Raw genomic sequence first — 11,483 nt, 5'->3', positions numbered from 1 at the left:
CATCACACCTACACCCGACAGCGTGCTCCGCGTATTCATGGCTTATGTTACGTTGGATAATGCAATTGATATCGAACTTCAGCAGCTCAATACCTTTGAAAGAAAAGGCTTTACAGTCGTTGAATGGGGCGGCAGCAAAGTTCAATAATAGCAATCAAATACAATATAATGAAATTCCGCCCATTAAGGGCGGAATTCTTTATAGCTATATAAAAATTATGTATGAAGTATAACAGTGTCAACTTCGTTCGTAGGCGGTACAGATATTATCATAAACCAACAATGTCATTTATTGAGAACAGTACAGCTTTTCCGGAGATAAGGACTTTATCTCCTGCACAGTCACAGTACAGAATACCTGTACGGGCAGATTCTTGGAAAGCGGTTATGTACGGTTTATTCAACCTCCTGCTCCAATAGGGAGCGATCATGCAATGAGTTGAACCAGTCACGGAATCCTCGTTCAAGCCGTACTTGGGAACAAATACTCTGGATACACAGTCGGTGCTAAGATCAGAATGACAGAAGCAGTCACCGGGGATTATCCTGTCGGCTCAACGGCAACGATACTTTATATAGACGAAATGGACAATGTTTTCATAGAATGGTCGGACGGGAAGCTGTCCTCGTTCTCGGATAAACAGGTCTTGAAAGGCTTTGAAAAAACAGGAGCATAAAAAAGCGCAGATGACCAATTTTAGCCATCTGCGCTTCTGTTATATGATCTCAAAATGGTTCTTCCTGCATCGTATCAGTCCGTCCCTCTGCATCTTGCTCAATTCATTTGATAGCACAGAGCGTTCCACATTGAGGTAGTCCGCAAGCTGCTGACGGTCAAAGTGTATATCAAACTCACGGGAATGCTTCTGAACCGATTCGGTATTAAGATACGCCATAATACGTCCACGCACCTGTCTCGGAGCAGTATGAAAGCTCCGGCTCGATAGGTGCAGATTTTTTCTTGTGGTGATAGTGAGAAGATTTGCAAGAAGTCTCGCCCTTATCGTATCGTTGAGGTCAGCGAGCGACTTCATGCTCAGAAAAACAACAGTGCAATCCACAGCGGCACAGACATCGACCAGCATAGGCACATCAGGCAGGAGTGCATAGCTCTCCGCAAAGAACTGCCCCTCGCCCACAAGGTTGAGAATCGTGCGGTTTCCCCACATATCGTTGCTCTCCACGGTAACGCTGCCTGCGGTCACAAAGCATAGTTTATCGGTGATCTCTCCCGAAGAAAAGATCATCGTACCTTTCTTATATTTCTTTTCGGCTGCATTAAGGGCTTTCAGAAGCTCAGATATTTCGGTATCATCAAAGCCCTTGAACAGTATCGAATTATGCAAAACTGAAATATCCATATTTTTCTCCCAAAACGTTGTAATTACAACATACTTTCTCCTTTGATTATACTATAATGGATACAGAAAGTCAAGGAGGTATGGCTATGATACGGAAAATAATTGAGATAAACGAAGAAAAATGCAACGGCTGCGGTCTGTGTGCAAAGGCTTGTCATGAGGGGGCGATCGCTATCGTGAACGGCAAGGCAAAGCTCATGCGTGACGATTTCTGTGACGGCTTCGGGGACTGTCTCCCAGCCTGTCCTATGGACGCTATCCACTTTACCGAGCGTGAAGCGGAGGCTTATGATGAAAAGGCGGTGAAAGAAAACAAGCAGAAAAAGTCTGCCTGCAGCGGTTTCACCTGTCCGGGCTCGGCTTTGCAGAGCTTCACACCGAAAGAAACTGACAGCAATGTTAGTGTTCCAAGCTGTCTGAGACAATTCCCGATACAGATAAAGCTCCTGCCTACAAATGCACCATACTTCAACGGTGCTGATCTGCTGATTGCAGCCGATTGTACAGCTTACGCCTACGGAAACTTCCACCATGATTTTATCAAAGGCAGGATAACGCTCATCGGCTGTCCGAAGCTCGATGCCGTTGATTACGCTGAAAAGCTGACGGAGATATTCAGAAATAACGATATAAAGAGTATTACCCTCACAAGAATGACAGTGCCGTGCTGCGGCGGTATGGAGTATGCGATAAAAAAAGCAATCGAAGCAAGCGGTAAGGACATTCCGCTTAAAGTCGCTGTTATATCGCCGGATGGCAGTATCGTTGAGATAAGAAAATAATGGAGGAATATATCATGGAACAGAAAATGTTTTGCTATCAGTGTCAGGATACAGCGGGCTGTAAAGGTTGTACCGCTTGCGGTGTCTGCGGTAAACAACCCGAAGTCGCAGTAGGGCTGTATGTATATGCCAGCACAGAGACTATCATGAAGAAAGCTCTAAAGCAGCTGGGATTACAAAAGTTCGAGAGTAAACGTGTAGATACTGAGGAAGGCGATATACTGCGTATCGACAGAAACGGTAAAATCACACGCTCTCAGTACGAGCCTAAATATATAGATCCAAGTACATGAGCTGGTATGATGACTCTCCATACTACAATATGCATGAGGAAATCTTATTGGCTTACTGCGGCTGCTATGGGGTGGATAGCGAAGATGTTGAACTTCTGCTCGAATACCGGCTATACCTGCGATGAAATCGAGGAGATGCTTATGGATACCAACCTACTCCACGAAACTCTCAGAGATGTCAAATACATGTGTGGGGAGAGTCTGTATGAAAACTGCTGCGGAGGTATCTGGTAATGGGCAAGATTGGGTATATCCGTGTTTCTACTGAACATCAGGAAACCGCACGTCAGGAAGCATTGATGATGCAGTATCAAGTCGAACGTGTCTTCGCTGAGAAAATGTCCGGTAAAAATGCTGACCGTCCCGAGTTGAAAGCAATGCTGGAATACGTCCGCGAAGGCGATACCCTGTATATTGAGAGTATCAGCAGACTTGGACGTTCCACGCGAGATCTGCTCAACATAATCGATGTACTTCAGCGGAAACAGGTTACTCTTGTCAGCAGTAAGGAGAACATCGATACCAACACTCCGCAGGGACGATTCGTTCTGTCGATATTTGCGGCGCTCTCAGAGCTTGAACGTGAACAGACCTTACAGCGTCAGCGCGAAGGCATCGCCATAGCCAAGTCTCAGGGAAAGTATAAAGGTCGACAGGCTATACCTATCGACTGGGTAAAGTTCGGTCAGCTGTATCAGCAGTGGAAGTCTGGTACTATTACTGCTGTATGGTTTCAGAAAGAAATGGGACTGCGTGCCAACACCTTTTATCGCAGGCTCAAAGAATACGAAAGAAAGTATACATAAATGAGACGGAGCCGGGTAACCGGCTCCAATCATCTTTCAATAAGGTGGCTGTTTTTATTGCAATATTTCAAAAGCTGAAAAACAACTTATATGACATACTTTTTTTGTATGTCAATAGACCATGGGCTATTGAAATATACTTGTTTGATAAGTATTATTTTACAACGCACAAAAGCGCTTAACCAACATATCATAGTTATGAAAAATCAACGCTTAATCTCAGATAATAAATAATCTGTTATTTTTGTAAACTCGTTGTAGATACCAAAGGATTTCAAATATTCATTGTCAGTTATTTTATGTTTTTCATAAAAGAGAGATAAGTCTCTACCATCTTTTGAAAAAGTAGTTTCGGCTTTGATCTTTTCTTCCATAATCTCATCAAATGTATTTCTATCCGTTTTATATAACATCATTAATATTTCAAAATCACGAATAGTTACCAACCAATAGCGTCTATCATTTGTTAAATCTTTTCTAATATCAAACATGTTTTCTAGTGATTCTGATTTAAAATACTGATCATATACCAAAACGATTTTTATCGGTTGTTTTAATGAATATGCAACCTCAGTTCGCTCTAATTGTTCAACAGCTTCTCCCCAATATTTAGTAATGTATTTTTTGGTGGATTTTACATCTGTTTCGTTTTGCTTAATACTTAAAAAAGGCAGTGAGCATTTTTGTTCTACTAATATATCATATTTTCCTAGTTGAATTTTCCAATCTGCTCGCTTTTCTCCTTTTACTGTTGGCACCTTTAAAAAACAAGTTTTGTCAACTGTATTATTCAATATCTCTTCTACATAGTTTTCAAAGTATATACCAAAGGCATTAGTAAAATTTCTACTATTCATATTCATATATCTATTTCTTATTATCCAATAATTTGAATTAGTAAATAAGCAGAGCAAAATATAGGGGTTCACAGCCAGTAATTCATCATCGATTATTATAAATGGATTTGTATAAAAGACTTGTCTTTTCAAGGGACTATTTCTAATACCATCTAATGAAATTGTATATTTATTCTTAACTCTTTCTACATCACAAAAAGGAATACTTGTTGTTGAGCACCAATTTTCTAAATCATTACCAGATGCATATGGTTTAATTGTTTCAAAATAATTAATAATCAAAAAAATGATTGATGAATACAAATCACTTGACATCTGTGTTTCTATCATAAAATCGCTCTGAACATCAATATCCGTTTTGGATGTTTTAGATATTTTTTCAAGGATGTATTTCTCACGAGCAAATTCTTCAAAAAAATTGGATGTTTGAAATCTAAACTGTTCTCCACTAAATCCATATACAACTAGCAGAAAGACAGTATTGTTATTTCGATATTCATTAGAAGCAGAATTATCATTTTTGAAATTATTGTAATAACCGATCATTATCAATGCCTGTTGAGATGACATTTCTTTTGTCCCGTATTTATTATACACGATTAGGTCATATACTAAATCTATCATCCAAGTTTGAATAATACACACTTTCTTTGTATAACTTACTGCTCTATATCCAGCAAAATGTCCCAATAATTCGTCGGGATTATTATAAACATTATATGACCATTCAACCACTCTTTTTAACATGGATTTTAAAGTATATTGTTGAACTATCATATGAAACTTTGAGATTTTTGTTTTCATACTAATCCTCCATTATATATCGCTCCTGGTATAGAAGGTGCTTCGTCCGCTTCCATGTTTTAAGAGCAGTCCCTGATCAACAAGCTGCTTGATAGAATTTTCAACCGAAGCCTTGCTGATTGTCGGGCAAAGTTCCATGACTTCACTCTTGGTAAATTTACCAATCTTATTATATACAGCACGACGTACCATTTCTATTGCCGGCAGCTTTTCATCGACCAGTGCCACACGATCTTCAAAGTCGCGATATGCAGCAAGAATAGTCTGCAACAAGTACTTTATAAACGGAGCAGGATCTTCTTCGCCTTCGTTCCAGCCTTTCTGACACTGTTCCAGTGCATCGTAGTAAATGTTCTTATTCTTGGCTATTTTGCTTTCAAGTGAGATATATCTGCCGATCACATAGCCGGAACGATAAAGCAACAGAGTTGTGAGCAGGCGGCTCATTCTGCCGTTGCCGTCATTGAAGGGGTGTATGCAGAGAAAGTCATGGATAAACACAGGTATCAGAAGCAGTGCGTCGATATCCTGCGTAGCGATTATGCGATTATAGCTGTCACATATAGCTTCGATAGCAGTCGGAGTTTCATATGGCGGCAGAGGAGTGAATAATACGAATTCACGTCCATTAGCATCTATCGCACTAATATAATTCTGAGAGTTCTTGAATGTACCACCGATGCTTTTATGAGAATATTTATATAGGTCACGATGGAGCTGGAGCATGTAGTTCGATGTAATCGGTATATACTCGAAGTTCTCGTGAATAGTATTCAGTACATCACGGTATCCCATGATCTCTTCCTCGTCGCGGTTCCTTGGAGTTGTCTTGTCTCTGACAAGCTGTAACAGACGGGTGTTAGTAGTTCGGATTCCTTCAATCTCATTGGAAGCTTTAGTACTTTGTACCTTTGCAATCTCAATAAGGCGTTCGAGTTCAGCAGGTTTCTGTTTCAGAAAAAGCTCCTGTCTGCCTTTATGCTCGTGAATCTGGGCTACAAGACCAATGATCTCACTGTCCCATGAACGTTTTGCAAGTATGCTGTAATCAAAGTTTCTCATAAGCTCGCACTCCTTTCTCATAATTATAATCGTTTTTAGGAGAAAAGTCAAGTGATTAGGCAAAGTTTCTCCTAAATCCTATTATGAATTAGGAGACAACTATTATTCGTTTCATTTTATAATAACTCCATTGATATAATCAGCATATTCATACGAAACAGGGGTTTCCTTGAAGTATTCATATATAGAATCAGCTCCCATATAGGGAGCCGATTATTGATATTGGAACAGCCTTTCAGTGTGATTCGTGTGATTTTTCGTGTGACAACCCCTGCATTTTCGTGTGATTTTACGCAGTTTCAACGTCACACGCGCATTTCTGACTGCATTTGCTTAGACAGAAGAAAAGCCTGTATTTAGCGTTTTCTGCTAAATACAGGCTTTTTAATTCTGGCGGACAGAGAGGGATTCGAATTTTTGTAACGCACTGTTTTTGTCAATTTATAGCCTTTTATAATTTCGTGTGGAATAAATGAGTGGAATAGAATTATTCTGAACGAAAACCATTTCTGCTATAGCTGTTATATTTCAATTATTGAACTTTTTGATAGTTCCTACATATACTGCTTAAATACTATAATATGAATACGTTTCTCATTGTACATGATAGCCTGCATGTTAACACGCTTAGAAAGCTCAGCTATATCAGAATCCGGAAGGTCACGTGTCAAGATATCAAACTCACGATCCATTGTATCTCTGTCAACACGGAGATCCACAGGCACCGGTTCAAAGTTAAGAGGTAGTGTTGCGTGATCACGAATGGAGTCAGAGAAGGAATACTTACTCATGTAGTTGAAAGAGCTTCAATATCCTTAACGGAAGGATTGACCTTACCTTCAATGATCTCAGCATCAGGAGCGCTGGGCTTCAGGTTCTCAACAGCTTTTCCGAATCCGCTGCCGCCTGATGTGGCGAAAAGAATGATCTTTTTGCCCGAAAAATCATAACTTTCAAGGAAGGAATTGATGATGGTCGGGGCAATGTACCACCATACGGGGAATCCCACATAGATCGTGTCATATGCTGCAATATCAGCGTTTTTATCAGCAAGCTCGGGACGTGAGCTGTGATCGCTCATCTCAACGCTGCTTCGTGACTGCTTGTTCTGCCAGTTCAGATCTGCACTTGTGTAGGGAATGGCAGGGCGTATTTCATAAAGATCCGCGCCTGCTGCTTCTGCCAGCTGTTTTGCAAGCCTTGCAGTGCTGCCGCTTGCGGAAAAATATGCTACTAATTTCTTGTTCATAAGATTACCTCCGTTATAATGATCTTCCTAAATTGTATGCCTGTTCGGGGTATTTACTCGACCGTGTCATAGATGGACTTCCGCAGCCATAGCCAAGTACCATACCTTTGTCTTCAAAATTGATGTACCTCACCAGCGTTTTGTAATGAGCTGTCAGTGCATCAAATGTCCAGTCATCGGCGTTCCACGCAACTGTCAGAAGTGCAGATTTCAGATGTCTGCGGTTCAGACTGCTGTTGTATGCGCAGAAACGGTCAACCACTGTTTTCAGCTGTGCGCTCATTCCGTAGTAATAAAGGGGAGTAGCAAACACCACCATATCACAGCTAAGCAGCGCTTTTCGGATATACTCGTTCTCATCACGCTGAACGCAGTCGCCCTCGTAACCGCAGGCAATACAGCCCGTGCAGGGACGGATATCTGCATGACAGACATCTATCACTTCGACATTGTGACCGCTTTCCTCTGCACCTTTTTTGAAGCTGTCAACGAGTATGCTCGTTGAGCCTTTTTTGTTGGGACTTCCCATAAGTATTACTATTTTCATTTTGCACCTCACTTTTCTTCAATGCCGTTTTCTTTGATCCATTCAGATATGTCATCATCGAGTGTACTGCCGCCTGAATAATGCACTGATAAGCCCTCACCTATATCAGAATCCGGTGCAAGCTTTGCTATCGCTGTCAGGCTTTGTCCGAAGCGTCCGCCTCCGTGTGAGCAGAACGGAATGATAGTCTTTCCCGAAAAGTCGTAGCTTTCAAGGAAGGTCGCTATCGGCATCGGTATAGATGCCCACCAGTTGGGATAGCCCAGCAGGATAATGTCATACTGCTCCATATTGTCGATATGCTCGTTCAGCTCCGGACGGGCATTTTTGTGCTGATCCTCCTGTGCTTCCATAAGGACAGTGTTATAGTCTGTAGAATAAGGCTTCGCGGGTGTCAGTTCAATAATATCGGCATCAATACGGCTGTCAATACTGTGAGCAATATCTCTGGTATTTCCGCTCCATGAAAAGTAGGCGATAAGGACTTTTCCGTCCTTTTCGGGCTTTACATTTTCCTTCGCTGTCAGTTTTTTGTCAGGTGCATTATCAGCATTTCTGACAAGCCTTACGCCAAGATTATAGCTTTTCATATCAGCCTGACCGGCGGCACGGTAGGCACTTCGCATATTCTTTGCAAAATCATTCCAGCCGCCACCCCTGTAAACATGGCGAGTGCCGCTTTCAGTACCTGTAGGGGCAACAGTCTGTGAGGTATCGTATTCACCGTAATAGTCCCAGCACCATTCATTCACGTTTCCGTGACAGTCATACAAGCCCCACGCATTCGGCTCAAAGCTGCCGACTGCAACAGTAGTCTGCCGATATTCTCCGGGACGGGCTTCAAGTACCTCATCATCAAAATAGTTTTCTTCTATCTCGTAAGGATAATGCCCGTAGAAATTTGCATCATCGGCACTGAGCGAATGCTCTGTATTGAACGGTGTTTCCGTTCCTGCACGGCATGCGTATTCCCACTCCGCTTCTGTGGGCAGACGGTAACCGTTAGCCGACCTGTCCCACACTACCTCACCGTCACCGATCGTATACGCAGGTGTCAGTCCTGCCGCCTTGCTTCTTGCATTGGCATACTTCACCGCTTCAAGCCATGAGATATTGTCAACAGGCAGACCTTCACCGTCAAAGGTGCTTGGATCGCTGCTCATAAGTGCTTCGTAGTCGGACTGCAAGGCTTCATAAGGGTCTATATAAAACGCTGAAACCGTTACTTCGTGGAGTGTTTCATCATCAATGCGCCAGTTCTCCGAATCGGGACTGCCCATATTGAAGCTGCCTCCCTCGATCAGTATAAAACTGTCATTTACGGCGGTTGAAACAGTCGTATGATCCTGAGCGGTTGTATCAGGTTCCTTTTGTTTCGCTGTAGTCTGAGCAGATGTGCTCTGTGAAGTCTGCCAACTTGAATTCCACAAGCCGTTTTCGGTGCTGCTTTCTTTCACTGCAAGATTCAGTACAATACCAATGATAACAGCAATAACAAAACATATCAGCGGCTTCAGAGAATACTTTTTATCCTTGCCCTTTGTGGCAACCTCCGACAACACATACCCCACAAGCACAAAAAACAGCAGCATTGCAAGGTTTTGCAGAATTATCAGCCACTTTGCTGTAGTGTAGTCAAGAAAAGCAAAGTGTGTTTGGAACGTGATATAGTTTATGATACCGCTTTTCAGGAACAGCCATAGTCCCACACCTGATACGCCTGTGAGGATAGCATTGAAAACAATTTTGCCCTTGTCTGGCAGCTTTGCTGTCATAGCTTTTATATGCAGACCGATATGTATACCCATAAGTATAAATGACCAATAGGACATTGCAAGGTGAAGCGTCCTTGCTGTCATAACATTGATAAACCCATACATAAACGGTACTGCGTGTCCGCTCATAGCCATTCCGCTGAGAGCCGTCAGTGCAATAGCTGCAAGCATAAAAGTGTTCACCGCCGTCATAGTGATACGATAGGACGTATATTTTCCCTTAAAAACAGACTTATACCATTTGCGGTTGAGGATATGATGAAGTATCAGCGTTACGGTCATACCGATACCCAGCCACTCATGCAGCACATCGCTTGTCACCTGATATGCCATAAGAAACAGCAAAAGGACTGTCAGCACCGCATCGACTATTCTTTTGATGATACCTGTCTTTGTCTGCATAACAGCCCTCCCTGTTTAATTCATACTGTTTATCCAGTCCTGTATCTTGCTCTCTGATATACCTGCATCAAGTCTGTCGCCGTCGAGCCAGTTTCCGCTTCCTGCCTGTGATGCTAGGTTACTTCCGCTCCTGCCGATACCGCTGCCGCCTGATGTGCAGAAGGGAATAACCGTCTTGCCGTCAAAATCGTGTGCCTCAACGAACGTACTCATTATTCTTGGCGCATCGCCCCACCAGATCGGGTAGCCTATGTAAACGGTGGTGTAGCTGTCCAGATTAACTGTATCATTTGCGATAGCAGGACGTGCCTTCTGATCGTTCATCTCGATCGTCGTGCGGCTGTTCTTGTCGTTCCAGTCAAGGTCTGCGTCAGAGTATGGCTCAGCAGGAATAAGCTCAAAAATATCGGCATTTGTGACACTTGCGATACGCTCTGCTACTCCCTTTGTGGTGCCTGTTGCAGAGAAATACACAACTATCGTGTCCTTTCCGCTGCTCTCAGTAGTATCCGGGTTTTCCGGCTGATTCTCAGTCTGTTCGGTAACAGCCTTTTCTTCATCTGGCTTTCCTGATTCAGTCACTTGGGCAGACTGCTCCGTCTGCTGTGTCTGTGTTTCCTGTTGTGAGGATACTGTCTGTGCAGACGTTTCTGCGTTTTTTGAGCTGCTATTGTCAGAGCTGCCGCAGGCTGTAATGCCAAGCATACAAAATGCTGCAATTATTGGAATAAAAAGTCTTTTCATTATTTATCCTCCTTTGTCAAAGACAGTGTGTCATACCACGCCTTCACATCATTCTTTCCTGCACTTGCCGAGAAACGTTTCCCTGCAAGCTGATCTCCAATAGGTACAAGCTCTGAAATATTTTTTTCACTTGTAGAAATACCACTGCTTGCAGATGTGCAGAACGGTATCACTGTTTTGTCTGAAAAATCATAGCTTTCAAGGAATGTATCTATGATACGGGGCTCCTGTCCCCACCATATCGGATAGCCGAGAAAAACTGTGTCATAGCTGTCAAGAGAGCTTATGGGCTCTGCGATCTCAGGACGCACGGTCTTGTCATTCTGCTCCTGATTTGCGCGGCAGGAAGAATTATTGTATTCAATATCTGCGTCTGTATATGGAACAACCGCTTGTATCACATAGCTGTCCGCACCTGTGATGTCGATAAGATACTCAGCTATCTTCTCGGTGTTACCTGTACGTGAGAAGTACACGACGATAGTATATTTATCTGTCACATCGTTTTGGCTGCTGATGACCTCACGCCTCATAAGGCAAAGATCAAATGCATCCCATACTCCGTCATTGTTGAGGTCATATGGCTTTCCTTCAAGTTCTGACCCTTTGGACTTTGCAAGAATAAAATCCTGCAAATTACGCAAATCTTCCGCTGCGTAAGTAGTTTTTTCAGTCGCAGCGGAAACAGCGTCCATCTGTTCCGCATCAACTGAACGGAAACTTTTTAATGTAAACAGAGAGATACCTGTAAGTATGGCTGATAATAACCTTTTCATTGTGCTCTCCTTTCGCAGGCAAGAT

Annotated in this window: 14 protein-coding genes; 4 read left to right on the top strand and 10 right to left on the bottom strand. The window is 42.6% G+C overall.

The features are described from left to right. Positions 1 to 269: 269 nt before the first annotated feature. Complete coding sequence (locus RF007C_RS16800) at positions 270 to 542, bottom strand: PhzF family phenazine biosynthesis protein (protein WP_343203224.1); 273 nt, start codon at positions 540 to 542, stop codon at positions 270 to 272. Here RF007C_RS16800 and RF007C_RS17655 point away from each other — a divergent pair. Continuing rightward, a complete protein-coding gene (locus tag RF007C_RS17655; protein ID WP_193385741.1) occupies positions 519 to 677 on the top strand; it encodes a hypothetical protein in 159 nt (52 codons plus the stop codon). The two genes, RF007C_RS16800 and RF007C_RS17655, sit on opposite strands and share 24 nt — an antisense overlap. A gap of 39 nt (positions 678 to 716) precedes the next feature. Here the strand turns inward: RF007C_RS17655 and RF007C_RS01405 are convergent, their stop codons facing one another. After that, positions 717 to 1,361: a Crp/Fnr family transcriptional regulator gene (locus RF007C_RS01405; RefSeq protein WP_037296557.1), complete on the bottom strand. Its 645-nt coding sequence runs from the start codon at positions 1,359 to 1,361 to the stop codon at positions 717 to 719. Positions 1,362 to 1,447: 86 nt separating this feature from the next. Between RF007C_RS01405 and RF007C_RS01400 the strand changes: the two genes are divergently transcribed. The 3 genes from RF007C_RS01400 to RF007C_RS01390 all read left to right on the top strand — a co-directional run bounded on the left by RF007C_RS01400 (position 1,448) and on the right by RF007C_RS01390 (position 3,242). Beyond that, entirely contained in the window at positions 1,448 to 2,143 is a 696-nt protein-coding gene (locus tag RF007C_RS01400) for an ATP-binding protein (protein WP_037296556.1), read from the top strand. Positions 2,144 to 2,157: 14 nt separating this feature from the next. Beyond that, positions 2,158 to 2,436, top strand: coding sequence for a hypothetical protein (locus RF007C_RS17930; protein ID WP_242836255.1), 279 nt, complete (start codon positions 2,158 to 2,160; stop codon positions 2,434 to 2,436). Between the two features lie 233 nt (positions 2,437 to 2,669). Next, entirely contained in the window at positions 2,670 to 3,242 is a 573-nt protein-coding gene (locus RF007C_RS01390) for a recombinase family protein (RefSeq protein ID WP_037296555.1), read from the top strand. Between the two features lie 206 nt (positions 3,243 to 3,448). Here RF007C_RS01390 and RF007C_RS01385 read toward each other — a convergent pair whose 3' ends face one another. The 8 genes from RF007C_RS01385 to RF007C_RS16175 all read right to left on the bottom strand — a co-directional run bounded on the left by RF007C_RS01385 (position 3,449) and on the right by RF007C_RS16175 (position 11,458). Continuing rightward, positions 3,449 to 4,903 carry a hypothetical protein gene (locus RF007C_RS01385; protein ID WP_037296554.1) on the bottom strand — a complete coding sequence of 485 codons (1,455 nt, stop codon included), beginning with the start codon at positions 4,901 to 4,903 and terminating at the stop codon, positions 3,449 to 3,451. 12 nt (positions 4,904 to 4,915) lie between these two features. Then, entirely contained in the window at positions 4,916 to 5,965 is a 1,050-nt protein-coding gene (locus RF007C_RS01380) for a Fic family protein (RefSeq protein ID WP_037296553.1), read from the bottom strand. 554 nt (positions 5,966 to 6,519) lie between these two features. Next, positions 6,520 to 6,756, bottom strand: coding sequence for a hypothetical protein (locus tag RF007C_RS18225; protein ID WP_037296552.1), 237 nt, complete (start codon positions 6,754 to 6,756; stop codon positions 6,520 to 6,522). Then, positions 6,753 to 7,214, bottom strand: a complete 462-nt coding sequence (locus RF007C_RS01370; RefSeq protein ID WP_037296551.1) for a flavodoxin — start codon at positions 7,212 to 7,214, stop codon at positions 6,753 to 6,755. The genes RF007C_RS18225 and RF007C_RS01370 overlap by 4 nt, the downstream gene beginning before the upstream one ends. A 13-nt stretch (positions 7,215 to 7,227) precedes the next feature. Next, positions 7,228 to 7,761: a flavodoxin family protein gene (locus RF007C_RS01365; RefSeq protein ID WP_037296550.1), complete on the bottom strand. Its 534-nt coding sequence runs from the start codon at positions 7,759 to 7,761 to the stop codon at positions 7,228 to 7,230. An 8-nt stretch (positions 7,762 to 7,769) separates the two neighbouring features. Then, positions 7,770 to 9,938, bottom strand: a complete 2,169-nt coding sequence (locus RF007C_RS01360; protein WP_082316656.1) for a flavodoxin — start codon at positions 9,936 to 9,938, stop codon at positions 7,770 to 7,772. Positions 9,939 to 9,953: 15 nt separating this feature from the next. Then, entirely contained in the window at positions 9,954 to 10,682 is a 729-nt protein-coding gene (locus tag RF007C_RS01355; protein ID WP_037296549.1) for a flavodoxin, read from the bottom strand. Continuing rightward, on the bottom strand, positions 10,682 to 11,458 hold the full coding sequence (locus tag RF007C_RS16175) for a flavodoxin (protein WP_051456464.1): 777 nt from the start codon (positions 11,456 to 11,458) through the stop codon (positions 10,682 to 10,684). The genes RF007C_RS01355 and RF007C_RS16175 overlap by 1 nt, the downstream gene beginning before the upstream one ends. Positions 11,459 to 11,483: the final 25 nt, after the last annotated feature.

Source organism: Ruminococcus flavefaciens 007c (assembly GCF_000571935.1).
Lineage (GTDB): Bacteria > Bacillota > Clostridia > Oscillospirales > Ruminococcaceae > Ruminococcus > Ruminococcus flavefaciens_F.
Note: the sequence above shows the minus strand (reverse complement) of the source record. Positions and strands in the feature narration are given on the sequence as shown.

Excerpts from the sequence above, each read along its gene's own strand:
- RF007C_RS17930 (WP_242836255.1), top strand. The coding sequence starts at position 2,158 with ATGGAACAGAAAATGTTTTGCTATCAGTGTCAGGATACAGCGGGCTGT.
- RF007C_RS01390 (WP_037296555.1), top strand. The coding sequence starts at position 2,670 with ATGGGCAAGATTGGGTATATCCGTGTTTCTACTGAACATCAGGAAACC.
- RF007C_RS01385 (WP_037296554.1), bottom strand. The coding sequence starts at position 4,903 with ATGAAAACAAAAATCTCAAAGTTTCATATGATAGTTCAACAATATACT.
- RF007C_RS01365 (WP_037296550.1), bottom strand. The coding sequence starts at position 7,761 with ATGAAAATAGTAATACTTATGGGAAGTCCCAACAAAAAAGGCTCAACG.
- RF007C_RS01405 (WP_037296557.1), bottom strand. The coding sequence starts at position 1,361 with ATGGATATTTCAGTTTTGCATAATTCGATACTGTTCAAGGGCTTTGAT.
- RF007C_RS16175 (WP_051456464.1), bottom strand. The coding sequence starts at position 11,458 with ATGAAAAGGTTATTATCAGCCATACTTACAGGTATCTCTCTGTTTACA.
- RF007C_RS01370 (WP_037296551.1), bottom strand. The coding sequence starts at position 7,214 with ATGAACAAGAAATTAGTAGCATATTTTTCCGCAAGCGGCAGCACTGCA.
- RF007C_RS01380 (WP_037296553.1), bottom strand. The coding sequence starts at position 5,965 with ATGAGAAACTTTGATTACAGCATACTTGCAAAACGTTCATGGGACAGT.
- RF007C_RS01355 (WP_037296549.1), bottom strand. The coding sequence starts at position 10,682 with ATGAAAAGACTTTTTATTCCAATAATTGCAGCATTTTGTATGCTTGGC.
- RF007C_RS18225 (WP_037296552.1), bottom strand. The coding sequence starts at position 6,756 with ATGAGTAAGTATTCCTTCTCTGACTCCATTCGTGATCACGCAACACTA.
- RF007C_RS01360 (WP_082316656.1), bottom strand. The coding sequence starts at position 9,938 with ATGCAGACAAAGACAGGTATCATCAAAAGAATAGTCGATGCGGTGCTG.
- RF007C_RS01400 (WP_037296556.1), top strand. The coding sequence starts at position 1,448 with ATGATACGGAAAATAATTGAGATAAACGAAGAAAAATGCAACGGCTGC.
- RF007C_RS17655 (WP_193385741.1), top strand. The coding sequence starts at position 519 with ATGACAGAAGCAGTCACCGGGGATTATCCTGTCGGCTCAACGGCAACG.